This is a genomic window from Streptomyces sp. JLSY215 (genome assembly GCF_059682825.1).
Genome location: NZ_CM185022.1, coordinates 8018659 through 8044722, shown reverse-complemented (window position 1 = coordinate 8044722; position 26064 = coordinate 8018659). Strand labels below are relative to the sequence as shown.

At 72.7% G+C, this 26064-nt stretch carries 22 protein-coding genes; 5 read left to right on the top strand and 17 right to left on the bottom strand.

Going from position 1 to position 26064, the window contains the following annotated elements; genetic code table 11:
* The first annotated feature begins 2 nt into the window (after positions 1-2).
* Positions 3-341 (top strand): hypothetical protein, encoded by a 339-nt coding sequence (locus AC5677_RS35705; protein WP_497192031.1) that lies wholly within the window; start codon positions 3-5, stop codon positions 339-341.
* Between the two features lie 26 nt (positions 342-367).
* Here AC5677_RS35705 and AC5677_RS35700 read toward each other — a convergent pair whose 3' ends face one another.
* Both AC5677_RS35700 and AC5677_RS35695 read right to left on the bottom strand, forming a co-directional pair.
* Positions 368-1825: an APC family permease gene (locus AC5677_RS35700; protein ID WP_497192030.1), complete on the bottom strand. Its 1458-nt coding sequence runs from the start codon at positions 1823-1825 to the stop codon at positions 368-370.
* Positions 1826-2142: 317 nt separating this feature from the next.
* Positions 2143-4230: a SpoIIE family protein phosphatase gene (locus AC5677_RS35695; RefSeq protein WP_497192029.1), complete on the bottom strand. Its 2088-nt coding sequence runs from the start codon at positions 4228-4230 to the stop codon at positions 2143-2145.
* A 362-nt stretch (positions 4231-4592) separates the two neighbouring features.
* Between AC5677_RS35695 and AC5677_RS35690 the strand changes: the two genes are divergently transcribed.
* On the top strand, positions 4593-6152 hold the full coding sequence (locus AC5677_RS35690; RefSeq protein ID WP_497192028.1) for an AMP-binding protein: 1560 nt from the start codon (positions 4593-4595) through the stop codon (positions 6150-6152).
* A 256-nt stretch (positions 6153-6408) separates the two neighbouring features.
* A complete protein-coding gene (locus AC5677_RS35685; RefSeq protein ID WP_497192027.1) occupies positions 6409-7434 on the top strand; it encodes an alcohol dehydrogenase catalytic domain-containing protein in 1026 nt (341 codons plus the stop codon).
* A gap of 21 nt (positions 7435-7455) precedes the next feature.
* On the opposite strand, the gene AC5677_RS35680 is transcribed toward AC5677_RS35685, so the two are convergent.
* The 4 genes from AC5677_RS35680 to ligD form a co-directional block, all read right to left on the bottom strand.
* A complete protein-coding gene (locus tag AC5677_RS35680; RefSeq protein WP_400060151.1) occupies positions 7456-7671 on the bottom strand; it encodes a hypothetical protein in 216 nt (71 codons plus the stop codon).
* A gap of 92 nt (positions 7672-7763) precedes the next feature.
* The gene (locus tag AC5677_RS35675) at positions 7764-8933 is read right to left on the bottom strand and encodes a PP2C family protein-serine/threonine phosphatase (protein ID WP_497196881.1); all 1170 of its coding nucleotides are present in this window, start codon (positions 8931-8933) and stop codon (positions 7764-7766) included.
* Between the two features lie 59 nt (positions 8934-8992).
* Complete coding sequence (locus tag AC5677_RS35670) at positions 8993-9157, bottom strand: hypothetical protein (RefSeq protein ID WP_497192026.1); 165 nt, start codon at positions 9155-9157, stop codon at positions 8993-8995.
* Positions 9158-9344: 187 nt separating this feature from the next.
* On the bottom strand, positions 9345-10355 hold the full coding sequence (gene ligD, locus AC5677_RS35665; protein WP_497192025.1) for a non-homologous end-joining DNA ligase: 1011 nt from the start codon (positions 10353-10355) through the stop codon (positions 9345-9347).
* Between the two features lie 67 nt (positions 10356-10422).
* Between ligD and AC5677_RS35660 the strand changes: the two genes are divergently transcribed.
* The gene (locus tag AC5677_RS35660; RefSeq protein WP_497192024.1) at positions 10423-11484 is read left to right on the top strand and encodes an ATP-dependent DNA ligase; all 1062 of its coding nucleotides are present in this window, start codon (positions 10423-10425) and stop codon (positions 11482-11484) included.
* Positions 11485-11492: 8 nt separating this feature from the next.
* Here the strand turns inward: AC5677_RS35660 and AC5677_RS35655 are convergent, their stop codons facing one another.
* From AC5677_RS35655 to AC5677_RS35645, 3 genes are all read right to left on the bottom strand, one after another.
* Positions 11493-12479 (bottom strand): MASE1 domain-containing protein, encoded by a 987-nt coding sequence (locus AC5677_RS35655; RefSeq protein ID WP_497196880.1) that lies wholly within the window; start codon positions 12477-12479, stop codon positions 11493-11495.
* Between the two features lie 63 nt (positions 12480-12542).
* A complete protein-coding gene (locus AC5677_RS35650) occupies positions 12543-13376 on the bottom strand; it encodes a PP2C family protein-serine/threonine phosphatase (RefSeq protein ID WP_497192023.1) in 834 nt (277 codons plus the stop codon).
* Positions 13377-13531: 155 nt separating this feature from the next.
* Positions 13532-15145 (bottom strand): APC family permease, encoded by a 1614-nt coding sequence (locus AC5677_RS35645; RefSeq protein WP_497192022.1) that lies wholly within the window; start codon positions 15143-15145, stop codon positions 13532-13534.
* Between the two features lie 251 nt (positions 15146-15396).
* Between AC5677_RS35645 and AC5677_RS35640 the strand changes: the two genes are divergently transcribed.
* Positions 15397-17628, top strand: coding sequence for a HelD family protein (locus AC5677_RS35640; RefSeq protein WP_497196879.1), 2232 nt, complete (start codon positions 15397-15399; stop codon positions 17626-17628).
* A 7-nt stretch (positions 17629-17635) separates the two neighbouring features.
* Here the strand turns inward: AC5677_RS35640 and AC5677_RS35635 are convergent, their stop codons facing one another.
* The 8 genes from AC5677_RS35635 to hypB all read right to left on the bottom strand — a co-directional run bounded on the left by AC5677_RS35635 (position 17636) and on the right by hypB (position 26062).
* Positions 17636-17860, bottom strand: a complete 225-nt coding sequence (locus AC5677_RS35635) for an acyl-CoA carboxylase subunit epsilon (protein ID WP_497192021.1) — start codon at positions 17858-17860, stop codon at positions 17636-17638.
* Positions 17861-18016: 156 nt separating this feature from the next.
* Positions 18017-19186 (bottom strand): lipase family protein, encoded by a 1170-nt coding sequence (locus tag AC5677_RS35630; RefSeq protein WP_497192020.1) that lies wholly within the window; start codon positions 19184-19186, stop codon positions 18017-18019.
* Entirely contained in the window at positions 19138-20031 is an 894-nt protein-coding gene (locus tag AC5677_RS35625) for an AraC family transcriptional regulator ligand-binding domain-containing protein (protein WP_497192019.1), read from the bottom strand. The genes AC5677_RS35630 and AC5677_RS35625 overlap by 49 nt, the downstream gene beginning before the upstream one ends.
* Before the next feature lie 334 nt (positions 20032-20365).
* Positions 20366-21436 carry a hydrogenase expression/formation protein HypE gene (gene hypE, locus AC5677_RS35620; protein WP_497192018.1) on the bottom strand — a complete coding sequence of 357 codons (1071 nt, stop codon included), beginning with the start codon at positions 21434-21436 and terminating at the stop codon, positions 20366-20368.
* Positions 21429-22553 carry a hydrogenase formation protein HypD gene (gene hypD, locus AC5677_RS35615; RefSeq protein WP_497192017.1) on the bottom strand — a complete coding sequence of 375 codons (1125 nt, stop codon included), beginning with the start codon at positions 22551-22553 and terminating at the stop codon, positions 21429-21431. The genes hypE and hypD overlap by 8 nt, the downstream gene beginning before the upstream one ends.
* On the bottom strand, positions 22550-22873 hold the full coding sequence (locus AC5677_RS35610) for a HypC/HybG/HupF family hydrogenase formation chaperone (RefSeq protein WP_403509056.1): 324 nt from the start codon (positions 22871-22873) through the stop codon (positions 22550-22552). Before AC5677_RS35610 ends, hypD begins: the two co-directional genes overlap by 4 nt.
* Before the next feature lie 79 nt (positions 22874-22952).
* Positions 22953-25316, bottom strand: coding sequence for a carbamoyltransferase HypF (gene hypF / locus AC5677_RS35605; protein ID WP_497192016.1), 2364 nt, complete (start codon positions 25314-25316; stop codon positions 22953-22955).
* Positions 25313-26062 carry a hydrogenase nickel incorporation protein HypB gene (gene hypB, locus AC5677_RS35600; protein ID WP_497192015.1) on the bottom strand — a complete coding sequence of 250 codons (750 nt, stop codon included), beginning with the start codon at positions 26060-26062 and terminating at the stop codon, positions 25313-25315. The genes hypF and hypB overlap by 4 nt, the downstream gene beginning before the upstream one ends.
* Positions 26063-26064: the final 2 nt, after the last annotated feature.

Here is a 26064-nt window from a genome sequence, read left to right as displayed (position 1 = left end):
GGATGCATGTTGCAGAGGACATTCGTGCCGAGGCGGTTGCGCTCATCGACCACCACGCGCTCGGTCTGTGGAAGCCCAACGACGCCGACCGGCGAGCCGCCGTGGCGTTGTTCCGCTGCCTGGAGACGGGCCTGCCGCTGACCGGCGAGCAGATCCGTTCCGTCCTTGTGGCCGCGGCGCCTTCGCCGGGCGCGAGCGAGAGCCTGCTCGGGCTGCTGCGGGCGACCGCCGGTCTGCTCGACGAAACGACAGCGGCCGACGGCCCCGCCGGGCGGGATGCCGTCGACCACGTGTGTCTGCTGCTGGACGCGCTGGCCCTGAACGGGCCCGCCGAGGACTAGAACCTGTCCCAGCGGGCCGGGATCCGTCAGGCGCTCACCGGGGAGGTCACCCTCTCTTCGGTGGGCGCCTGCTCGTCCTCCGGGACGGAGATCACCCAGTGCGTGTCCTGCCGCGGGCGGAGGTAGACGGCCCAGTACACGGCCGCCGCGGCGACGATGAACCCCGTGATCAGCAGGCTCTTGGTGCTCTGCTGCCACAGCACCCAGACCAGGACGAGCGCCAGCAGCGCCGGGATCGCGGGCCACAGCGGCATCCGCCAGGCCGCCCGGTGCTTGTGTGCGCCGCGGCGGGAGACCAAGGCGCCCAGCGCGACGAAGACGTACATGGCGGCGACGGCCACGCCGGTGACCTCGCTGAGCGTGTCGAGGTTGACGAAGCACAGCGCCGCGCCGGGGACACCGACGACCAGGGTGGCCACCCACGGGGAGCCGAAGCGCCGGCCGACGTGCGAGAAGGCGCGGTTGACCGGGGTGGGCCAGGCGGCGTCGCGGGCCGAGGAGAACACCACGCGGGAGTTCTGGATCACCATCACGATGGCGGCGTTGATGATCGCCAGGGCGATGCAGAGGCTGACGAAGGTACCGACGCCGGAGTTGCTCCAGGACTGCACCATGCCGGCGACGTCACCGCCCGCCAGCGTGCCCAGGTCGGGGGCGCCGAGGGTGATGGCGACGACCGGGATCAGGACCACGGCGGCGCCGATGGCCAGGGTCCACAGGACGGTGCGGGAGACGTTGCGGCGCGGGTTCTCCATCTCCTCCGCGAGGTACACGGCGGTGGAGAAGCCCTGGAGGATGAAGAGCGCGGTGGCCAGTCCGGCGATGATCAGGCCGCCGGTGACCGCCGTGCTGTGACCGTGCCCGGCGTCCATCACGGGGTGGACGAGCACCGAGGCCGAGCGCTGGGTGTGGGTGAAGCCGAGGAAGGCGACGACGGCGCAGGCCACGACCTCCAGGACGAGGAAGATGCCGGTGATCCAGGCGTTGGCGCGCAGGTCCAGCAGGCCCATGACGGTGGCCAGCAGCATCACGCCGGCCGCGGTCCACTGCGGATCCAGGTGCATGATCGGGGCCAGATAGTCGGCGGTGCCCAGCGCGATGATGGGCGGGACGATCATGACCACGATCAGCGAGAGTATGAAAACCAGCCATCCCGCGAGCCGCCCCATGAGGGTGCCGACCATGGCGTACTCGCCGCCGGAGCTCGGGATGAGCGTGCCGAGCTCCGAGTAGGTGAAGGCGACGCCGATACACAGCAGGGCCGCGATGGCGATGGTCAGGGCGGTACCCGTGCCCAGGGTCGCGAACGAGTCCGGCACGATCACGAAGAGCGAGGACGCCGGGGTCAGACAGGACAGGGTGAGCAGGGTGCCACCGACGACACCGATGGAGCGGGTGAGCTTGGGGGCACCCTCCGCGGCGCTCTCGGTCGTACCGCGGTCTTCCCTGGCGGGAGCTGTGGAGGCAACGGGTGTGTTGGCCATATCTGTTATCCGTGTCCCATCAGTGCTGGCGGCAGGAAGGGGGCGCTCTTCGAGGGAGAGGGCCGCAAGGCGGGGGGATCGAGGGGATCCGCTGACTCCGCTTTGGTGACCGAATACAACCCCTGCGGACGACTCCCGTCAAGGTTTTGTTAAGGCCGCACGACAACGAAATCCGTTGCGTGACGGAGGCCACAGGAGCTAATCGATCCCCAAGTGCCGATCTTGGCTCGGATTTCGTAGCCCCCGTGGCGATGCGGATTCTGCGGTCCGGGGCCGGAATCCCTTGCCCGCGAAGGGCGGCCGGCCCCCCCCGGCCGTCAGCAGTCGTCGTGGGCGCGGGCGCGGGCCACCAGGAGCGCGACATCGTCGTGGTCGTGCCCGTGGCGCAGCTCGCCCAGCAGCCGGTCGCAGAGCTCCTCCAGCGGCCGCTCGGGCTCCGCGAGCAGCTCCAGGAGGGTGTCGAGGCGTTCGTCGATGGGGTCCTCGCGGGTTTCGATCAGCCCGTCGGTGTAGAGGACGAGCTGATCACCCTCGGCCACCGGCACCATCGTCTGCTCGAAGGTGACGCCGCCGACGCCGAGCGGCGCGCCGGTGGGCAGGTCCAGCAGCTCCGGCGGCTGTCCGGGGCGCACCAGGACCGGGGGCAGATGGCCCGCGACGGCGATATGGCACTGCTTGGCGTGCGGGTCGTAGACGGCGTAGAGGCAGGTGGCGAAGGCCGGGTCGAGGCCGGCGGCGATGTGGTCGAGGTGGCGCAGCACCTCGGCGGGGTCGAGGTCCAGGTCGGCCAGGGCGCGGGTGGTGGTGCGCAGCTGGCCCATGGTCGCGGCGGCGTTGATTCCGCTGCCCATGACGTCCCCGACCACCAGGGCGGTCTTGTCGCCGGCGACCGGGATGGCGTCGAACCAGTCGCCGCCGACCTCGCTGGCCGCCTGCGCGGGCTGGTAGCGGTAGGCGATCTCCATGCCGGAGGGCTGCAGGGGCCGGTGGTTCATCAGGTGGCGCTGGAGGGTGAGCGCGGTACGGCGTTCGCTCTGGTAGGAGCGGGCGTTGTCGATGCAGACCGCCGCGCGGGCGGCCAGCTCGACGGCGAGTACGGCGTCGTCCTCGTCGAAGGGCACCGGATTGCGTACGCGGTAGAGCGACAGGGCGCCCAGCACCTCACCGCGGGCGATCAGCGGCACCGCGAGGTAGGAGTGCAGTCCGGCCTTCCCCAGGAGTTCGGCGCCCTGCGGGTCGGCGGCGATGCGCGGCAGATCCTCCTGACCCACCTGGGGGACGAGCACGGGGCGGCCGTCGGTGACGCACCGGGTGATCAGCCGGTCGGCGTCGTACGAGGCGATCTGGCCGGGGGGGTCGGCGGCGCGGGCGGCGTCGGTGGGGTAGGCGGTGGCCACCGCCAGGGCGCGGAAGCGGGCCGCGGAGCCGGGGGACACGGAGGCCGGGCGGCGGCTGTTCAGCACGGCGTCCAGGACGTCCACCGCGGCCAGGTCGGCCAGCTCGGGCACGATGACCTCGGCCAGTTCGCGGGCGGTCTGGTCGACGTCGAGGGTGGTGCCGACGCTGGCGGAGGCGTCGGCGATGACGGCGAGGCGGCGGCGGGCGCGGGCCGCTTCGGCGGCGGCCCGGTGCTGCTCCGTAACGTCCACGACGGAGGTCGCAAGCCCCAGCACCCGACCGTGGGGGTCCTCCAGCCGGTAGTACGACACCGACCAGGCCTGCTCGGAGTCCGGGGCGGAGCCGGTGCGGCCGATGGTGAACTGATCCAGCAGCGGGGTGCCGCTGGCGAGGACCTCGCGCATCCGGGAGGCGATGACGCCGGTGTCCAGGAACGTCAGGGTTTCATGGACGTCGCGGCCGATGTGCGCTTCGGCGGGAAGGTTGTTGATGCGCTCCAGCGCCGGGTTGACCATGACGAACCGCAGGTCGGTGTCGAGCACCGCCAGCCCGATCGGCGACTGGGCCACCAGCCGTACGGACAGCGCCAGGTCCCGCTCCACCCGCCGCAGTACGGCCTGGTCGGTGGCGATGCCCAGGGCGTAGGAGTCGCCGCGCTCGTCCAGCAGCCGCATATTGCGGAATTCGACCAGTCGGGTACCGCCGTCCTTGTGGCGGACGGGGAAGACCCCGGCCCAGCTCTCGCCGCCCCCCATCACCTGGGAGAAGAGGGAGAGCGCCAGATCGAAGTGTTCCGGGCCGACCAGCAGCTGCGCGGCGAGCTGCCCCAGCGCCTCGTCGGCGGTCCAGCCGAACAGGTCCTGGGCCTGCGGGCTCCACAGGGTGATCCGGCCGTCCGCGTCCAGCATCACCGCGGCCACGCCCAGGACATCGAGCAGGCCACCGGGCCGAGACGTGCCTGCCCCCGCCGGGGCCGCATCCTCGGGGAACGCGTCGGTCGCACCCATCAAGGCACTCCTTCCGCCGGTCACCGAGGACCGACAGCCGTGGTGCTCTCCGCGCCCGGCTGTCTGCGCCGTGCGTTCGCTGCCCTCCATCATCTCTCCAGACGGGACGGCCCCGCAGGGAGAGCGAGATCTTCCAGCAACGGTGTTCTGTGGGGGAGCCAGCATTATGCGCCGGAGTAGTACACCTGGGCGACCGGTCCGACGAATTTCCCGGTGTGGCGGATAACAGCCGTGCGGCGCCATCCGACTTGGTGTTGTTGATCTCCAACGACTAGGCTTGCTTAGTTGCCTCTAGCAACTAATTTTCTCGTACCCGCACCGCCGGAGCCATGACCGGGCTCCGGCCTCAGGAGAAGCCCCACATGTCGATGGACGACCAGAACTTCCGCACGTACGTGGAGGAAAACCTCGATGCTCTTAGCACCCACCCGGGCCACGAGGCCCTGATCCATCAAGGCCGGCGCGTCACCGCGGGGGAACTGCGTGACCTGGTCCATCGGATGGCGCGGGCGCTGCTCGCCCAGGGTGTCGGCCGCGGCGAAACCGTCACCCTGCTCAGCGGCAACCTCCCGGAGACCATCGCGGCCCGCTACGCGGCCAACCTGATCGGCGCCCGCGTCAACCACCTCTACAACAAGCTCTCCGCCGACGCCCAGGCCGCCATCGTCCGCGATGTCGAGACCCGGGCACTGATCGTCGACCCCCGCTACGCCGAACGGGCCGCCGAGGTAACGGAGTTGGCGCCGGTCCCGGCCGTGCTCGTCCTCGGCCCCGCGAAGCTGGGCGCCGACCTGCTGGAGCTGTCGGCGCAGCAGTCCGCCGAGCCGCTGGCGGGCCGGGCCCGGCCCGAGGACGTCTGCACCATCCGGCACACCGGCGGCACCACCGGCCACCCCAAGGGCATCTGCACCACCTTCGAACAGGCCCGCTGGTTCCGCGGGGTACTGCCCGAGGAGCCGGAGTACGAGCGCCGTCAGCTGGTGGTCACCACCCTCGCGCACGCCGCCGGGTACCTCGCCGACAGCACCCTGCACAGCGGCGGCACCGTCGTGCTGCTCGACGACTTCGACCCGGCGCAGGCGCTGGCCGCGATCGAACGCGAGCGGATCACCGACATGTTCATGCTGCCGCCGCTGCTCTACCAGCTGATGGACCACCCGGACGCGCAGCACACCGACACCTCCAGCCTGCGGATGCTGACCTACGGCGGCTGCCAGGCGTCGCCGGCCCGGATAGCCGACGCGGTCCGCAGGTTCGGCCCGGTGCTGATGCAGGGCTACGGCCAGAACGAGGCGGGCGGGATCGCCGTCCTCACCCCGGAGGACCACGACCTCGAACGCCCCGAACGGCTGCGGTCCGCCGGAAAGGTGCTGCCGGACGTCGAGGTGGCGGTCCGCGACGCGTCGGGCCGCGATCTGCCCAACGGCGAGCACGGCGAGGTCTGCGTCCGCTCCGCCATGATCATGCAGGGCTACTGGAAGCAGCCCGAGCTGACCGCCGAGGTGCTGCGGGACGGCTGGCTGCACACCGGGGACATCGGATTCCTCGACGACGAGGGGTACTTGACCATCGTCGACCGCATCAAGGACATGATCGTCGTGGTCGGCGGCCATGTGTACACCACCGAGCTCGAGGACCTGCTCAACTCCCATCCGCAGGTCCTGCAGAGCGCCGTCTTCGGCGTCCGCGACGCGGACCGCATGGAGCGGGTGTACGCCGTGGTGGTCCCCGTCCCGGGCAGCGACGTCGACGGGCAGCAGTTGCGCGCGATGGTGCACGAGCGGCGCGGCGCGATGTACGAGCCGGCGCACATCCGCTTCGCCGACGCGCTGCCGCTGACCGATGCCGGCAAGCCGGACAAGAAGGAACTGCGCCGCCTCGCCGAGCAGGAGCCCACCACCGCGGACCGGGCCGACGCCTAGGCCCTCTCGTCCGGACCATCTGACGGTCGGTCCGGGTGCGCCGTGGGGACACGGCCCGGGGCCTGTCCGGTGGGGCAGGCCCTGGCTGCGCCGGAAGTTCCATAAACCCAGGACCTCCACAGCGGTGCGTGCGCCTCGCCACAGCTGCCGGGCGCACGCCCGGCCTGCCCTGCCGCGCGTATCCGGCGCGCGCGATCGGCCCGGAGCTGGTCTGCTGGAGACGGGGACCGTCGTACCCGCTCCCGGAGAGATGCAGATGAGCACGTATCGAGTCGCGCAGGTCACAGCCGCCCGAGGCCCGTTCGAGATCGTCGAGCGTGAGGTGCAGCAGCCGGGCCCCGGGCACGTACGGATCGCCGTGGAGGCCTGCGGGGTCTGCCACAGCGACAGCGTCTTCGTGAACGCCTCGGCGCCGGGCGTTCGGTTCCCACTGGTCCCCGGGCATGAGATCGCCGGGCGTATCGACGCGCTCGGCGAGGGGGCGCAGGACAAGGGATGGCAGGTGGGTGACCGGGTGACGGTGGGCTGGTTCGGCGGCAGCTGCGGCCACTGCACGCCCTGCCGGCAGGGCGACTTCATGGTGTGCCCGAACCTGAAGGTCCCGGGACCGGCCTACGACGGGGGCTTCGCCGAGGCGGTGATCGTGCCGGTCGACGCGCCGGCCCGCATCCCCGATTCGCTGGCGGCGGCCGATGCGGCGCCCATGGCCTGCGCGGGCGTGACCACGTACAACGGGCTGCGGCGCAGCCCCGCCCGGCCGGGCGATCTGGTCGCCGTGCTCGGCATCGGCGGCCTCGGCCACCTGGGAGTGCAGTACGCGGCCGCGATGGGCTTCGAGACGGTGGCCATCGCGCGGGGGGCCGCCAAGGCCGACTTCGCCCAGCGGCTCGGCGCGCACCACTACATCGACAGCACTGCGGACACCTCCGTCGCAGACGCGCTGCTGGCCCTCGGCGGCGCCAAGGTCGTCCTGGCCACCGCCGCCAGCTCCGACGCCATCGCGGCGACCGTGGACGGGCTGACGCACCGCGGCGAGCTGGTGGCCATCGGAGTGGAGCGCGACCCGCTGGGAATCAGCCCGCTCCAACTGCTCACGGCCGGCAAGGTCGTTCGCGGCCATCCGTCCGGCACGGCGCAGGACGTGCAGGACACCATGGCGTTCAGCGCGCTGCACGGGATCCGCCCGATGGTGGAGACGCTGCCGCTGGACAAGGCCGATGAGGCGTACCGGAAGATGGAAGCCGGCGCCGCCCGCTTCCGGATGGTGCTCACCACCCACTGAGGCGCCCGCCCCCCGGACGACCTAGAGCGCGTCCCAGGACTCGGGGCCGCCGCCCTGCCAGTCGATGAGATCGGTCTCCTCGATCTCGATGTCGTCCAGTCCGATGTGCCGCAGGACCTTCACCAGGTCCTCGATGCGATGGGCGACGCCCAGTTTGCGGTCGCCGGCCGTCACCCGCCGCGCCCCGTCCGGGCCCGGCGGGTGCACGGTCACCTGCGGTGGTGGGTTTGCTTCCATGGCACCAGGGTGCGGGCCGGGACGGCGGACCGCACGTTCCGGGGACGGGGACACGGGCGGGGCCCGAGCCGGGGGCGAGTGGCGGGAGCCCGTCAGAGGCGGATGATGACCAGCGCCGTGTCATCGGTGGTCCCGCCCGGCGGCAGCAGCTCCGTCAGGAGGGCGTCGGCGAGGGGTTCGGCGTCGCTGCCCCGGTGGCGGGCGAGCGAATCGGCCAGGCGGGCCAGGCCCACGTCGATGTCCTCGTGGCGGCGCTCGATCAGGCCGTCGGTGTAGAGGACGAGAACGGTGCCCTCGGCGAAGGGGGTGTCCGCCTCGGGCCGGGCCACATGTTCCGGCCGTGCTCCCAGGGGCGGATCGGTGGCCCGGTCGAGGAATTGCACGGTGCCGTCGGGGTGCAGCAGGGCGGGCGGCGGATGACCGGCGCTGCTGTAGTGGACGGTGTGCGTGGTCCAGTCGATGACGACCTGCACCGCGGTGGTGGACTCCGCGCCGTCCACCGAACGGGCGTACAGGCCGAGCACCTCCAGCGCCTTGGCGGGCCCGGGGGCGACCAGGACGGCGGCGCCCAGGGCGCTGCGCAACTGGCCCATGACACAGGCCGCTTCGAGCCCGTGGCCGACGACATCGCCGACGGCGACCGCCATCCGGTCCCCCGGCAGATCGGTCAGTTCGTACCAGTCGCCGCACACATTGAGCGCCCCCATGGCGGGCTGATAGCGCACCGCGGCCCGGTGATGCCCCACCGGCCGTGGGGCGGGCAGCATGGCGGCCTGGAGGGCCAGCGCCACCTCCCGCTCCCGGGCGTGGGACTCCCGCAGCCGCACGTTGACCTCCTGGAGTTCCCGGGCGCGGCCGTAGAGCTGGGCCTCCATCCGGTCCCGTTCGGCGCCGAACTCCGCGCGCCGCGCCCGCAGCAGTTCGGTGACCTCCTCGACCCGGTGCACCAGCAGCTTCACCTCTCCGTCGGGACCGAGTACGGGTGCGTTGACGGTGCTCCAGTACCGCTCCTCGAACACACCGGGCCGGCCGGGCACCTCCACGTCGTAGCGGTGCAGCGGCAGGGCGTCGGGGGCACGGGTGGCCATCGCGTGCCGCAGCGACGTCTCCAGGCCGCGGGCGCCGGTGGCGTCGGGATCGGCGGGGTTGTCGGGGAAGACGTCGAAGAGCGGGCGGCCGATCTGTTGGTCGCGCGGACGGCCCGAGAGCCGCAGATGGGCCTCGTTGACGTCGAGGATCACCAGCTCCGGGGTGAGCAGCATCGCCCCGCCCGGCAGTGCCTGGAAGACGGCCTGGTAGTCGATCTCGTCGGGCACGGGCGTCACCCGCCCGCGAGCGGCTGCGCGCGGCGCGCCGCGGCGGCCGTCCCGGAGGGGGCCTTCCGGGGGATCGGGCCGCGGGGCCGGGAGGCGGCGCCACCGTCCTCGGAGGAGACCGGGAAGCAGCGGCCCGCCCCCGTGTGCGGCAATGTCCCGTCGTACTCCACGGCCGAAATGTTTCCTCCCCGGCGGCTTCCGCGCACGCCGGGCGGGGCGTCTCCCGGGCCCTCGACGCCCGTACGGCAGGACGGATCCGGCCTGTCACGCATACGTGGCCGATGCCGCCGTTCGGGTGGGCCGAGGAGAGCCCGGAGCGGGGGGCTGGAGTTGCGCGGGGCGGCGCGGGAGCCGGTCTCAGCGCTTCCGGGCCCGGCTCGGCTGCACCCGGGCCGGCTCCCCCGGCATCTTGGGATGGTCGGGCGGGTAAGGCATGTCGCCCAGTCCCTCGTCCGCCTCCTGACGGTCCGCCAGTTCCAGTACGGACTCCAGGCCGAAGGCGTGCTCGCTCATATCGGCGTGGACGTCGCCGAGTTCGGCGAAGCGGGGCGGGACGGTCCGCAGGTCGAAGTCCTCGGGCGCGGCGTCGGTCAGCTCCTCCCAGCGCAGCGGGGTGGAGACCGTCGCCCGGGGCCGGGCGCGCAAGGAGTAGGCCGAGGCGATGGTCCGGTCCCGAGCCATCTGGTTGTAGTCGACAAAGACCTTCGCGCCGCGCTCCTCCTTCCACCAGGCGGAGGTCACCCGGTCCGGGCTGCGGCGCTCAAGAGCCCGCGCCACGGCGATGGCGGCCCGCCTGACCTCGGTGAACGTCCAGTTGGGGCGGATCGGTACGTAGACGTGCACGCCCCGGCCGCCGGATGTCTTCGGCCAGCCGCGCAGCCCGTGCTCCGCCAGCAGTTCCCGCAGGTCGCAGGCGACCCGCACGGCGTCGGTGAAGTCCGTGCCGGGCTGCGGGTCGAGATCGATCCGCAGTTCATCGGGGTGTTCGGTGTCGGCGCGGCGCACCGGCCAGGGGTGGAAGGTCAGACAGCCCAGATTGGCCGCCCAGACGACCGCGGCGGGCTCGGTCGGGCACATCTCGTCGGCGAACCGGCCGCTGGGGAAGGCGATCCGGGCGGTGGGCAGCCACTCCGGCAGCCCCTTGGGCGCCCGCTTCTGGTAGAAGAACTCCCCCTCGACGCCGTCCGGGAAGCGCTGCATGGTGGTGGGCCGGTCGCGCAGACCGCGCAGCACGCCGTCCGCGACCGCGAGGTAGTACTGCGCGACGTCCAGCTTGGTGAAGCCACGCTCGGGGTAATACGTCTTGTCCGGATGCGACACCCGCACGGTGCGCCCCGCGACGTCCAGCTCCACAGCTCCTGCGGCCATGACTCAACGCTAAGTTCCGGCCGTCCCCGGCGCGCGCCAGGGACGCCGGGCCGTCACGATCGAAGACATGGACCTGCCCGTCATGCCCCCGGTCTCCCCCATGCTCGCCAAGCTCGTGACCGAGATCCCCGCCGGCATGCAGTACGAGGCCAAATGGGACGGGTTCCGCGTCATCGTCTTCCGCGACGGCGACGAGGTGGAGATCGCCAGCCGCACGACGAAGCCGCTGACCCGCTATTTCCCGGAGGTGGTCGCCGCCGTACGGGCCGAGCTGCCGCCGCGCTGCGTCGTCGACGGCGAGATCGTCATCGCCCATGACGGGCGGCTGCACTTCGAGGAGCTGCTGGAGCGCATCCATCCGGCCGACTCCCGGGTCCGTACGCTCGCCGAGCGGACGCCCGCCTCCCTCGTCGCCTTCGACCTGCTGGCCCTCGGCTCGGATTCCCTGATGGCAGAGCCGCAGTCGGCGCGGCGGGAAGCGCTGGTGGCGGCGCTGGAGCCGGCCCGTGCGCCGGTGTACACCGCGCCCGCGACCACCGATCAGGAGCTGGCGCACACCTGGTTCACCCGGTTCGAGGGGGCGGGCCTGGACGGGGTGGTCGCCAAGCCGCTGCACCTGCCCTACCGGCCGGGCGACCGCGCGATGTTCAAGATCAAGCACGCCCGTACCGCCGACTGCGTCGTCGCGGGCTACCGGCTGCACAAGAGCGGGCCGGTGGTCGGATCCCTGCTGCTGGGCCTGTACGACGACGCCGGGCGGCTGCAGCACGTCGGGGTGTGCGCCTCGTTCCCGATGGCGAAACGGCGCAGCCTCGTCGAGGAGCTCGCACCGCTGCGGATGGACGATGTCGCGGCGCACCCCTGGGGCACCTGGACGGACGAGGCGGCCCATGCGTCCCGGCGGATGCCGGGCGGGCCCAGCCGGTGGAGCGGCGGCAAGGATCTGTCGTGGGTGCCGCTGCGCCCGGAGCGGGTGTGCGAGGTGGCGTACGACCATATGGAGGGCAGCCGGTTCCGGCACACGGCGCAGTTCCGTACCTGGCGTCCGGACCGTACGCCGGAGAGCTGCACCTATGCGCAGCTGGAGGAGCCGGTCGGCTACGACCTGGGGGACCTGCTGACCGGCTGAGGGCGGGGTCAGCGGGCCCTGCCGTTCGGCGGCCAGCGGCGCCGGCTCTCACCGGGCGCGAGACGGTCCACCACTTCGGCCAGTTCCGAGCAGGCCCGCTCGATCTTGTGCCGGATGCCGTTCTGCTCGCTGATGATCGCCGACAGCAACAGCGCGGTGAGCGCCGTGGACGCGTTGAGGGCCTGCAGATTGACCATCGCCTCCAGCAGGCTCTGCCCTTCGAACGGCCCCATGCGGCGGGTCGCCGCCATGATCGCCACCACGGAAACGAACAGCACGATCGGCGCCGCCCCCGCCAGCTGGAAGCGCAGCGCCGCCCAGACGATCAGCGGAAAGACCAGGAACAGCAGGGACAGCGGGCTCCTGACCACGAGGACGGCGACGACGACCGCGCAGGCCAGCAGGGCCGCCGCCTCGCCCCACCGGTAGAGGGGGATGTCGCGGGGCCGCCGGACCGTGCGCCAGGCCAGCACCAGCGGCGTGATGACGAGGATGCCCATGGCGTCCCCCACCCACCAGGCCGCCCAGGTCCGCCAGAAGTCACCGGGCGGCAGAGACCCCGCGAGCACCTGGGTGCCGCTGCCGAACGTCGCGCTGATGAGCATCCCGGCGAAGGCGCCGAGGACCACCAGGGCGACCCCGTCGCGCAGCCGGTCCAGTTCGGGGCGGAAGCCCACCCGCCGCAGCATCAGGCATGCGCACACCGGGGCCAGGGTGTTGCCCGCCATGATGCCGAGGACGGTGACGTCGAGCGGGCTGATCGACGAGACGACGGCGAGGGTGCCGAGGGCGAACGCCGGCCAGGTCCACATGCCCAGCAGGAGCAGGCTGCTCAGCGCGATGCCCGTGGGCGGCCACAGCGGCGTGACCACGGTGTCCACGACCACCACCTGCTCCAGCAGCCCGATCCGGGCCGATCCGTAGTAGACGGCGGCGAGGGCGACGATCGTCAGGGCAGGGGTAGCGAGCCGCCGGAACCGCTCGGTGCGCACCACAGCAGCCATCAGACAACGCCGGTGTCCCGCCGTCGGCCGCGACACGCATGCCCGGCGCGCGCTTCACCCGGGTCCCTGCGCCGCCCCGTCGAAGCTCAGCACCATGACCGCCGCGTCGTCGGTGTGGCCGGTGCACTCGGCGAGGTTCATCACTTCGGCGGCCACTTCGGCCGGGTCCGCGCCGGCCCTGGCGCCGACCAGTCGGGTGACCTGCGCCAGCCCGGTCTCGATCGCGAACGACGGCCCCTCGACCACGCCGTCGGTGAGCAGTACGAACGTGCCGGACGTGGTGAGCCGGCGGCGGGTGACCGGGTACGTCTCCCCCGCCGCGATGCCCAGGGGCAGGCCTCCGGGGTCCTCGGCGACGCCGTAGCTGCCGTCGGTGCTGGCCCACACGCCGGGCACATGGCCCGCGCGGGCGCTGGAGAGTTCCCAGGTGGCCGGGTCGAAGCGGAGGAAGGTGCAGGTGGCGAAGAGGCCGGCGGCCACCGACAGCAGCAGGTCGTTGGCGCGGCTGAGCACCTCGCCCGGGTCGGCGGCGTGCGGGGCGACGGCGCGCAGGCCGATGCGTATCTGGCCCATGAAGGCGGCCGCCTCGACGTCGTGGCCCTGCACATCACCGATGCAGTACGCCAGGGACCCGTCGGGCAGCGGGAAGCCGTCGTACCAGTCGCCGCCGATGTCCAGGCCGTGCCGGGCGGGTGCGTAGGTCGCGGCGGCCCGTAGCCCCGGCGCCTCCGGGAGGGTGGCGGGCAGCATCTCCCGTTGCAGCGCCTCGGCCAGCTCCACCCGGGCCTGCTGGAGTTCGGCCCCTTCCCGCGCCTGGGCGGTCAGCCGCCCGAGCGTGGTCAGCAGGTCGTCGGCGCTCGACGACCGCGGAGGACGACGCCGAAGCATGGACCGCTCCAAGGTGCATCGGTACATGGCCACTGCGGGGTGCGACCCGCGCGGCTCGTCCGCTGCTGCCTCCTGACCTGGCGGGATCCACAACTCCCGGACTCATCATATTTCTGCGGGTCGGCTTCCGCGCGGCCGGTGCCGTGGCCGCTCCCTCACGCCGCGGCCGCGCGGGACGCCGTCAGCTGCCCGACGCCGGACCGTACCGCCCAGGAGAAGACCCCCAGCGCCAGGACCGCCACGGCCACGGAGTCGTAGGGGGCGGGCAGCCGGCCGGAGCCCTCGAAGGTGCCCAGCCAGGAGACCACGGTCAGGGCGGCGAGGTAGAACACCAGCCAGGCGCCGGTGCGCAGTTCCGTCAGGAGCGGGCGCACGGGAGCGGCGTGGGCTCCCGGGCGGCGCATGGCCAGGAAGATCAGCAGCCCGCCGAGGACCAGGGGCAGCGCCAGCCGCAGATCGTGCCAGCCCGACCAGTACACGAACTCGGTCGCCACCACGAAGCTGAGCGGGGCGATATAGCGCAGCCCCGGCACCCAGCCGGCGGTGCGGCCGCCCGGCTCGGCGCGGAACACCGCGACCGCGACCGCCGAGGCCGCGTAGATCAGCAGATACATGTCGCCCATCACGCTGACGATGTCCTGCCAGCCGCCGAACGGCAGCAGAAAGACCAGGATCACCACGAGGTTGACGACCAGCGCCCGGCGCGGGATGCCGAAGCGCTCGTTCACCTTCATGAAGTACCGGGGGATGGTGCCGTTCTTGGCGAGGGCGTAGGTGTGCCGGGCGTCGATGGCCACGCCCACGTAGGCCGAACCGCCCGGGGAGAGCACCGCGTCCGCGTACAGCAGGCTGGAGAGCCAGTGCAGATTGAGGATCAGCGCGAGCTGGCCGAACGGCGAGTCGAAGGAGATCCCCTTCCAGCCGCCGCCGAGCAGGTCGTCCGGGACGGTGAAGAGGAACGCCACCTGTAGGGCCAGGTACATCAGGACGGCCAGGCCGATGCCGGTGAGGACCGCGGCCGGGATGGTCCGGCGGGGGTTGCGGGTCTCGCCCGAGAAGTCCAGCGGCGCCTGGAAGCCGTTGACGGAGTAGACGATGCCGCCGCCGGCCAGCGCGGTCAGACAGGCCACATAGCCGTACGGCGCGAAGCCCCCGTGGTCCGTCAGGCGTCCGGAGTGCCAGCCGGAGGCGATCAGCGCGATGACGGTGACGATCGGGACCACGATCTTGAACACCGAGATCAGGTTGTTGAGTTGGGCGAACAGCCGCACCGCGAACCAGTTCAGCACGGTCAGCAGCACGCTGAGCCCGGCGGCCAGCGCCAGCCCGGAAGCGGTGAGGGTGTGCCCCTCGTAGAGACCCGGCAGGTAGTGGGCGGCGTACTGCATGATCGCGCTGATCTCGGCCGCGGTGCCGCCGACCGAGAGCAGTACCGACCAGCCGACGAGCGTGCCGACCAGGGGGCCGCTGGCGTAGAGCGGCCAGCGGACGGTGCCGCCGCCCTCGGGCCGCGACGCGCCCAGCTCGATCATGACCAGGGCGACGAGCGTGCACAGCACCCCCGCCCCGATCCAGGACAACAGCGACGCCGGGCCCGCTGTCTGGGCCGCGTACATGGCGGCGAACAGCCAGCCGGAACCCACGATGTTGGAGAAGCCGATCCCGGTCAGTCCCCAGAAACCCAGGTCCCGGCGCAATCGCCGTTCCTGCGCCTGCACTTCCGGCGCGCCGGCCTCGTCGCCCCCGCCTGACACCTGACGCTCCGTCACGAAAACGGCCTCCTCGATCACCTGCGTTGCAGCTCGGAGCCTACGTGACGGGACCGGATACGGATCATGCCGCTCCGGCGGACGGCGGCGCCTCTTGGGCACAAAAAACCCCCGCGCCGAATTGACGGCCGGGGGAATTCGCTGCGTATATTGGGAGCTTGTCTGTCTTGTGAATCGCGAGACAGACTAATCATCCGTCAACTGCACTGTATCCGAGCGGGGCCGAATTGTCAAATGTGTCGAACGAGGAATTGCGGCGCGAGCAGGAATTCCTGGATCTGCTCCACGAGCACCTCGCCGAAATGCGTGCCGGAGCCGAGACCGCGGTGAATGCGGCCCTGCCGCTGGAAGGGGGCACCTTCCAGGCACGGCTGGAGCGCGATGTGCTGGTGGCCGAGCAGACCGGGCTGCTGGCCGCCCTGCACTCCGGGGAGAACGGCCTGTGTTTCGGCCGCCTCGCATTCCGCGACGGCCGCGATCACCACATCGGCCGGATCGGAATCCGGCGCGACGACCCGGACCGTACTCCGCTGGTCATTGACTGGCGGGCCGAGGTCGCCCGGCACTTTTATCTCGCCACCGGGCACACCCCGATGGGATTGCGCCGCAGGCGGCACATCACCAGCGCGGGCCGCCGTGTCACCGCCCTGCACGACGAAATCCTGGATCTCGCCGACGCGGTATGCACCGGGCACGAGGGCGCCGACGCGGACGCCGTCCTGCTGGCCGCGCTGGACGCCGCGCGCACCGGGCGGATGCACGACATCGTGCAGACCATCCAGGCCGACCAGGACCGGATCATCCGCGCCCCGCACCGCGGCGTCCTCGTCGTGGAGGGCGGCCCCGGCACCGGCAAGACCGTCGTCGCGCTGCACCGCGCCGCGTATCTGCTGTACGCGCACCGCGAGCTGCTGGCCCGCCGTGCCGTGCTGATCGTCGGGCCCAACCCGGCGTTCATCGGCTACATCGGGGAGGTGCTGCCCTCGCTCGGCGAGACGGGTGTGCTGCTCGCCACGCCCGCCGAGCTCTTCCCGGGCGTGACCGCGACCGGTACCGACACCGCACGGGCCGCCGAGGTCAAGGGCGGTGCGGCGATGGCCCGCGCGCTGGCGCGCTTCGTGGCCGACCGGCAGGCCCTGCCCGACCCCGCGATCGTCATCGCGCACGACGACGGCGAGCTGATGCTGGACGCGGAGTTGGCCGGCCGGGCCCGGCGCCGGGCGCGCGAGGCGCTGCTGCCGCACAACCTCGCCCGCCCGCACTTCGCGTTCCAGGTCATCGACGGGCTCACCGCCCAGCTGACCGAGCGGCTGGGCGCGGACCCGTACGGCGGACCGAACCTGCTCGGCCCCGACGACATCGCGCAGCTGGGGAAGGCGATCGCGGCCAGCCCCGAAGTGCACGCCGCCATCGAGGAGTTGTGGCCGACCCTCACCCCGCAGCAGCTGGTCGCCGACTTCCTCGCCGAGCCCGTCCACCTGCCCGAGGCCGATGCGGCGGCGATCCGGCGCGCGGGCGGGGAGTGGACGCCCGCGGATGTGCCGCTGCTGGACGAGGCCGCCGAGCTGCTCGGCGAGGACGACACGGCGGCCCGGGTCGCCGAGGAGGCCGAGCGCCAGGAGCGCATCGCGTACGCACAGGGCGTGATCGACCTCTCCTACGGGTCGCGCACCCAGGAGTTCGAGGACCGCGACGACGAGGAGTCGGAGGTGCTGGCCGTACACGACCTGCTGGACGCGGAACGGCTCGCCGACCGGCACGAAGAGGCCGACCACCGCAGCGCCGCCGAGCGCGCCGCGGCCGACCGCACCTGGGCCTTCGGCCACATCATCGTCGACGAGGCGCAGGAGCTGTCCGCGATGGCCTGGCGGCTGCTGATGCGCCGCTGCCCCACCCGCTCGATGACCCTCGTGGGCGACCCCGCGCAGACCGCGGAGCCGGGCGGCTGCGGCGCCTGGGAGACGATCCTCGCGCCGTATGTCGACGACCGCTGGCAGCATGTCCGGCTCGGCGTCAACTACCGCACGCCGACGGAGATCATGGAGATCGCGGCCGAGGTGCCCCGGTCGGCGGACCCCTCCTTCGAGCCGCCGCGCTCCATCCGTTCCACGGGGATACGGCCCTGGGCGTGGCGCACCGACGACGTGGCCGGTGCGGTCGCCGAGGCGGTCGCGCGGGACTCGCACGCGGCGGGCCGTCTCGCGGTGATCGCCCCGCGCTCCCGGCACCGGGCCCTGTCCGCCGCCCTGCCGGCCGCCTCCGCCGGCGCCACCCCGGACCTGACCAGCCCGGTGGTGCTGCTCGACCCTCGGCAGGCCAAGGGCCTGGAGTTCGACACGGTCATCGTGGCGGCACCGGAGGAGCTCGGGGCGAGCGATCTGTACGTCGCGCTGACCCGGGCGACGCAGCGGCTGGGCGTGGTCCATACGGGGGCGCTGCCGGCGGGGCTGGGGTCCGGGCTGGAGCCGATGCCGCGGGACTAGCGTCGCCTCAGGCGCAGCACCAGCAGCCCGACCAGCAGGCACAGCGCGCCCCTTGGACGATGTGCTGCTGGTCGCTCTGCCTGCGCCGGTGGTTCTCCTCAAGGACGCGCAGGCCCACGAGACGGGCGCCCAGGATGACGGTCAGGGCTGCGAGTTCCTCGGGTTCGGCCTGGCCACGGTCGATACGCAGCGGCACCTCGGGGAGCTCGTGCGGAGTATCTATGCAGGTCACACGCCCGACGTTAGGAGCGCGGGCGGGCGCTGTCGTGCGGGGGCCGGGTCCGTGTGGGCCATTCGGGGGAACGGGGGAATCGGGGGTGCGGGGAATCGGCGCGCGACGGCGGCCGGTGCGGCGCGGTGGGTGCCGCCCCGCACCGGCCGCCGGCGGTCAGCCGCAGTTGCCGCTGGTCGGGCTGTCCGCGAAGCGGTCGGCGAGCCAGTTGGCGGCCGGGACGGAGCCCGCGATCGCACTGACGACATGCTCACCGAGCGGGATGGCGGCCCACTGGACGGTGGCGCCCCGGCCGCACCAGTCGGCGCGCAGCTGTTTCCCGACGCCGTACGGGATCAGCTCGTCGGCGGTCCCGTGGTAGAGGTACACCGGGGCGTCCGGTGTGCGGGTGCCGAGGCGGGAGGCGTCCAGCCGCTGCTGCCAGTCCGGTTCGTCGAACGGGTTCTTGACGGTGACGTCGGAGATTTTCTTGAAGAGCCCGGCGACGGTGCCGGCGGCCACGCAGTTCTGCTTCATCAGGTCGACGTAGTGCCGGCCCTTGTCGTTGAGGTATTTCTCCAGGTGCAGTTCGGGGAAGGCGGCGTTCTGGCCGATGGCGGCCATCAGGATCAGCCCGGCGCCGATGTTGCCGTTGTTGTGGTCGGCGACCGTGCGCAGATCGGCGGGCACGCCGCCGGTGGCGGTGCCCTTCACCTGGAGCTCGGGGGCGTACGAGCGGTGCAGTTCGGCGGCCCAGCTGCTGGCCTGGCCGCCCTGGGAGTAGCCCATGATGCCGACGGGTGAGTTCGGGGTGACGCCGGCCGCGGCCGCTTCGGGCAGCCGTTGGGCGGCGCGGGCGGCGTCGAGGACGGCCTGGCCCTCGGAGCGCCCCACGGTGTACGTGTGGTCGCCGGGGGTGCCGAGGCCTTCGTAGTCGGTGACCGCGACCGCCCAGCCGCGGACGATGAGTTGCTGGATGAGAGTGGCCTCCATGGTGGTGCCCTTGGGGAATCCGGCCGAGGGCGCGCAGGAGTCGTGGAGGCCGACCGTGCCGACGGCATAGGTGATCAGCGGGCGGGGGCCGCGGCGGCCGTCGTCGGGGACGATGACGGTCCCGGAGACGGTGTTGGGGGTGCCCCTGGCCGTGGTGGATCGGTAGGTGAGGTGCCAGGCGCGGGTGCGGGTCGGCTGACCGGGCGTCGGGTGGAAGGACGTGGGCGAGGACGTGACGATGTCGCCGGGGGCGGCGGGTGCGATCGGCTGGCCGGCCGCGGCGCTGCTGCCCGTGAGGCCGAGCGTCAGGCACAGGGCGGCGACGGCGGTGAGTGCGGTGGAGCGTGGCTGCATGTGGCTCTCCCAACGGGCTCGGGTGCCAGGGTGATGGGGGCGACCGTGGCGAGGTACGGGTGAGAAAGGCGCTGACCGGGACGCGCAGTTTTGTGCCCCGGTATCTCTTGAGGGGCAACCTGGCAGGCCTCCGCCAGCCGGGCCGCGGACGGTGCGCGCGGCGCCTGGACGAGGCTGCGCCGCACCTGCTCGGTGACGGTCGTGCCGTACTCGCGGCGGCCGACCAGATCCACCGGCGCCCGCCGCGGCATCGCGGCCGGCGCGGTCTCGTCCCGTACGACGGGCGCGGCGGGCCAGTGCGCGCCCCGGCCCGCCGCGGTGCGCCGGGTGCCGAAGCGCACCGGGCAGCCGAACGGGACCTCGTGCTCGGCGGCATGGGGCGGCGCCGGGTGGGCGAACTGCGCCCGGCGCAGCGGGATGCGCCGTCCGATCGGCCGGCCGGAGAGCCGGTGCCGGATGATCAGCACGCATGCGGCGAGGAAGTCGCCGTGGTCGTGGCGGCGGAGGTCATGGCGTACGGAGAAGACGGCCTCGGGCGGTCCTCCCCCGCGCTCGGCTTCTCCCCCGCTCCCGGCTTTGCTCGAACGGAGGGACCCCCACGAGCGGGGGGAGGCCCACGGCCCCGGGCCGGTCGCCACCGCCGTCTCAGGCCCGCCGGTGGCCCGGTGCAGGGCCTTGACCAGGCGGGTGAACCGTTCGGGGGTGACCCGGGCGCGGTCGTCGGCGAGCAGCGGCGGCGGGATCCGGGCCGTCCGGAGGAGCGGCGGCACGGTGTCGGTGCCGTGCCGCTCGGGGCCGCTGAGCGCGGCCCGCACATGGTGCACGGCGATCGTCGGGCGGCTCATGCCGCAACTCCCCCTAGGGTCTGTCCGGTGGGTCAGGGTCGGAAAGGCCGCGGCGTCTGGCGTGGTGCATCGCAAGGCGCCGGAGCGGCCTGACAGCGGAGCTATGGGGACGTTTCGGCAACGCCGCGAGGTGCCGTGCCAGGCGTCGTGGCCCCGGCCATGACCCACCGGACAGGCCCTAAGGGCAAGGCGGCCGTGCCGCGCTCGCTCATGGCCCGACACGGTAGCCGCCGTGGGCGAAGAGGTCGGCGGGCATGACGACTCCTGTCTTGCGCGAGGTGTCTCCCGCCGGGCGACCGGAGCGCGGCGCCCCGGTCGTCCAGGTGGCGACGGCTCAGCAGATCCGCGGCAGCTGCTCGCCCAGCGGCAGATCGACCACCCGGGTACCGCCGAGCGAGGTGTGCGCGACCACCATCCCGGGGTGTGCCTCGACGGCCTCCCCGATCACGGTGGCGCGGGCGCCCAGGGGGTGCGCGCGCATCGCGTCCAGTACCGCATCGGCGTGCTCGCGCGGGACGAACGCCACCAGCTTGCCCTCGTTGGCGACGTACATCGGGTCGAGGCCGAGGATGGCGCAGGCGTTGGCGACGGTGGGCGGGACGGGGACGGCGCGTTCCTGGAGGGCGATGCCGGTGCCGGAGGCCGTGGCGATCTCGTTGAGGGCGGCGGCCAGGCCGCCCCGGGTGGGGTCGCGCAGGGCGTGCAGGTCCGGGGTGACGGCGAGCATCGTCTCGACCAGGCCGCCGAGGGCCGCGCAGTCGCTCTCGATCTCGACGCCGAATTCCAGGCCCTCGCGGACGCTCATGATCGCCACGCCGTGGACGCCGATGTCGCCGCTGACGATCACCACATCGCCGGGCTGCACGCGCTGCGGACGCAGGTCGACGCCCGCCGGGATCAGTCCGATGCCCGCGGTGTTGACGTAGATGCCGTCGCCGTGGCCGGCCTCGACGACCTTGGTGTCGCCGGTGGCGATCTCGACGCGGGCGGTGCGCGCGGCGGCGCCCATCGCCTCGGCGACGCGGGCGACCACCGGCGTCTCGACGCCCTCTTCGAGGATGAATCCGCAGGAGAGGTAGGCGGCGCGGGCGCCGCTCATGGCCAGGTCGTTGACGGTGCCGTTGACGGCGAGGTCGCCGATGCTGCCGCCGGGGAAGAACAGCGGCCGGACGACGTACGAGTCGGTGGAGAAGGCGAGGCGCAGCCCGCCGAGCGTGAGGGCCGCGGAGTCGCCGAGCTGGGCGAGGATGTCGCCGCCGAAGGCGGGGGCGAAGATCTCCTGGACGAGTTCGGCGGAGAGTGCGCCGCCTCCGCCGTGTCCCATGACGATGCGGGGCTGGTCCCGCAGCGGCGTGGGGCAGGTCCAGCCGGAGATGTCGAGGGCGGGCAGGGAGGTGTCAGGCAACGGGGCTCGCCTCCAGCTTGGTGGGTGTGACGCCGAGTCGGCGGTAGAGGTAGTAGGCGGCGCAGGCTCCCTCGCTGGAGACCATGGTGGCGCCGAGTGGGGTGCGGGGGGTGCAGGCGGTGCCGAAGGCCTCGCACTCATGGGGCTTGATCAGGCCTTGGAGGACCTCGCCGCTGCGGCAGGCGGCGGGCTCGCGGGTGGCGATGTCCGTGACCGAGAAGCGGTGTTCGGCGTCGAAGTCGCGGTAGCGGGCGGACAATCGCCAGCCGCTGGCGGGGATGGTGCCGATGCCGCGCCAGGCGCGGTCGGTGACCTCGAAGACGTCGGCGAGCATGGCCTGGGCGGCCGGGTTGCCCTCGCTGCGTACGGCGCGCGGATAGGCGTTGTCGACGGTGTGTTCGCCGCGTTCCAGTTGGCGGACGGTGCGGCGGATGCCTTCCAGGATGTCCAGCGGTTCGAAGCCGGTGACGACGATGGGGACCTGGAAGCGTTCGGCAAGGGACGGGTACTCGCCCATGCCCATGACGCTGCACACATGCCCGGCGGCGAGGAAGGCCTGGACCCGGCAGCTCGGCGAGGTCATGATCGCCTCGATGGCGGGCGGGACCCGGACGTGCGAGACCAGCAGGCTGAAGTTGGCGATGCGGTGCTTGCGGGCCTGATAGACCGTCATGGCGTTGGGCGGGGCGGTGGTTTCGAAGCCGATGCCGAAGAACACCACCTCGCGGTCCGGGTTCTGCCGGGCGATCTTCAAGGCGTCGAGCGGCGAGTAGACGACGCGCACGTCGCCGCCCTCGCTGCGCACCCGGAACAGATCGCGGTCGGTTCCCGGGACCCGCAGCATGTCGCCGAAGGAGCAGAAGATCACCTCGGGGCGGGCGGCGATCTCCAGGGCCTTGTCGATGACCTCCAGTGGGGTCACACACACGGGGCAGCCCGGACCATGGATCAACTCGACCTGTTCCGGGAGGAGTTGATCGATGCCGTGGCGGATGATGGTGTGGGTCTGGCCGCCGCAGACCTCCATCAGCGCCCAGGGCCGGGTCACCGTGGCGCGGATGTCGTCGAGCAGCCGCCGGGCCAGCTCGGGGTCCTGGAACTCGTCGATGTATTTCACTGCTGCGCCTCCCGCACTCCGTCGCTCATGGCGGGCCCCGGCAGGACGCCCGCCTCGGCGGCAGCCGCTTCCCAGGGATCGCCGAACTCCTCCTGCAGCAGCCCGAGTTCCTCAAACAGCGCGAGGGTCTGCCGGGCCGATTCCTCGTCCAGGCGCTGGAGCGCGAAGCCCACATGGACGATCGCGTATTCGCCGACCGCGAGGTCCGGTACGTACTCCAGGCAGACCTCCTTGACCACGCCGCCGAAGTCGACGGTGGCCATCCGGGTGCCGTCCCGTTCCTCGATGTCCATCACCTTGCCGGGTACCGCCAGGCACATGGGTCTCTCCTCGTCGTGGGTGTGGTCGTGGGTGCGGTCATGGGGGACGGTCCGCCGGGCCCACCGCGGGCCGCCGGGCTCACCGCGGGCCGCCGGCCGCGCGCGCCGCCACGACGAGCTGGCCGAGCGCCAGTCCCCCGTCGTTGGGCGGGACGCGGCGGTGGCGCAGGACGGTGAGGCCGTCGCTCCGCAGCAGGCGGGCGGTGGTGCCGGCCAGCAGGGTGTTGGCGAAGACGCCGCCGGTCAGGGCGACGGTCTCCAGGCCCGTGCGGGCGCGGGCCAGGGCGCAGCAGCGGCGGACGAGGGTGGCGACCGCGGTGTGGAAGCGGGCCGCGATCAGCGCCGGGGCGGTGCCGGCGCGGAGGTCGTCGACGAGGGCGGCGAGGACGGGGGCGGGGTCGGCGACGGCGGTCGCGGCGGGGTCGGTGGCATCGAGCGCGAATGCGTAACCGGGGCTGCCGGGGCCGTCGGCGCCGTGCGCGGTGAGCGCGGCGGCCTCCAGCTCGATCGCGGCCTGGGCCTCGTATCCGGCGTGGTGGCACACCCCGGCCAGGGAGGAGACCGCGTCGAAGAGGCGGCCCATGCTGGAGGTGGGGACGCAGTGGAGGCCGCGTTCGAGCTGCCGCTCCAGCAGCCGCCGTTCGTCCGGCGGGCAGGCCGCGACGGGCGGCAGATCACCGGCCCAGTCGATGCCCGCGGCGCGCAGCTGGGCCAGCGCCATCCGGTACGGACGCCGGACGGTGGCGTCGCCGCCGGGGAGCGGGACGTAGCGCAGCCGGCCGAAGCGGCGGTATCCGTCGTAGTCGGCGAGCAGGATCTCGCCGCCCCAGATGGCGTTGTCGTCGCCGTATCCGGTGCCGTCGAAGGCGATGCCGATGACGGGCCGGCGGCCGTCGAGACCGTTTTCGGCCATGGCGGCCGCGATATGGGCGTGGTGGTGCTGGACGTGGATCAGCGGCCGGCCGGCCGTGTGGCGCTGCGCCCACCGGGTGGAGCGGTAGCCGGGGTGGCGGTCGGCGGCGAGCAGTCCGGGGCGTACTCCGGTGACCGTCTCGAGGTGTTCCTCGGCCCGGCCGAAGGCCTCTTGTGTCGCCAGGTCGTCCATGTCACCGATGTGTGCGGACAGCCAGGCGCGGCGTCCCTCGCCGAGGCAGAGGACGTTCTTGAGGTCGCCGCCGACGGCGAGCGCGGGCGGTACGGGCAGCGGCAGCGGGAGGGGCAGCGGCGCATAGCCGCGGGAGCGGCGTACGAACAGCGGCTCGCCGTCGCAGATCCGGATCACCGAGTCGTCGCACGGGACCCGGATGGGGCGGTCGTGGGTGAGCCAGGCGTCGGCCAGGTGCGCGAGGCGCCGCAGGGCCTCGTCGTCGTCGGTGACGATGGGCTCGCCCGCGACATTGCCGCTGGTCATGACGAGCATCCGGGGGCCGGGGGGATCACCGGGCAGGCCGAACAGCAGGTGGTGCAGGGGCGTGTAGGGCAGCATCACGCCGAGGTCGGGGCTGCCGGGGGCCACGGCGGGCGACAGTTCCGGCGTGGGGCCCTGGGTGCGGCGGCGCAGCAGGACGATGGGCCGGGTGGGGCCGGTGAGCAGGGCGCGCTCCTCGGCGGAGAGGTGCACCAGGTGCTCGATGTCGCCGGGTCGGCGCGCCATGAGGGCGAAGGGTTTGCCGCCACGGGCCTTGCGGCGGCGCAGCAGGGCGACGGCGCGGTCCTGGGCGGCGTCGCAGACGAGGTGATAGCCGCCGAGTCCCTTGACGGCGACGATCGCGCCGTCGGTGAGGAGTTGGCGGGCGGCGGCGACCGGATCGCCGCCGTGCTCGTCCGGTGGCCCGCCCACCAGCCGCAGCCGGGGTCCGCAGTCGTGGCAGGCGATGGGCTGGGCGTGGAAGCGCCGGTCGGTCGGGTCGGCGTATTCGCGCGCGCAGCGGGGGCACATCGGGAAGCGGGCCATGGTCGTCTGGGCGCGGTCGTAGGGCAGCGCGGTGACGATGGTGAAGCGGGGGCCGCAGTGCGTACAGGTGAGGAAGGGGTGCCGGTGGCGGCGGTCGGCCGGATCGCGCAGCTCGGCGAGACAGGCGTCGCAGGTGGCGGCGTCCGGCGAGACCAGGGTGCGGGCGGGTCCTTCGGTGTGGGAGGGGAGGATGACGAACCCGGTGCCCCCGGTGGGGGCGATGTCCTCGGCGTCGACGGCCTCGACCATGGCCAGCGGTGGCGCGTCGGCGCGGATCCGGGCGGCGAAGCGGGCGAGGGCGGCGGGTGCGCCCTCGACCTCGGCCAGGACGCCGTCGCCGGTGTTGGTCACCTGGCCGGTCAGCCCCAGTTCGGTGGCGAGGGTGTGCACGAACGGCCGGAACCCCACGCCCTGGACGACTCCGCGGACGGTGATCCTGCGGCGTACGGCGGCCGTCGCCGGGGCGACGTCCACCTGCCGGACCGTCATGAGTGACTCTGCGCCAGTGCGTTGGGGGCGACGACGGATGCGTGCTCGTGGGTGTGCGGCCGGCGGGCCATGACCGGGACGTGGACGGGGGCGCCGTCGCGGGCCGCCAGCGCCCGGTCGAGCAGGGTGCCGTCGCCCTCGCCGCGCCGGGCCGAGGTACACACGATCTCCACCCCGGGGTTGACCTGTTCGACATGGGCGCGGAACGCCGCCTCGTCGAAGCCGACCGCCTCGGCGATATCGGCCTTGGTCACCACGACCAGGTGGGCGAGCCCGAAGGCGGTGGGGTACTTGAGCGGCTTGTCCTCGCCCTCGGTCACCGACGCCAGCACGATGCGCAGCGTCTCCCCCAGGTCGTAGGAGGCCGGGCAGACCAGGTTCCCGACGTTCTCGATGAACAGCAGCCGGGTGTCCGCCGGGAGCCAGCCGTCGAGGTGCCCGCTCAGCATTCCGGCTTCCAGGTGGCACAGCCCGTCGGTGAGGACCTGCTTGACGGGCACGCCGGAGCGGGCCAGCCGCTGGGCGTCGTGCTCGGTGGCCAGGTCGGCGGTGAGCGCCGCCACCGGCACCCCGCGCCGCCGGGCGAGGGTGAGTTCCCGCTCCAGCAGGGCGGTTTTGCCGCTGCCGGGGCTGGAGAGCAGATTGACGACCGCGGTGCCCCGGGCAGCCAGGTCGTCCCGCAGCGTGCGGGCGCAGGCGTCGTTCTTGGCGAGGACGGCCTGTTGCAGGTCGACGACACGGCACATGG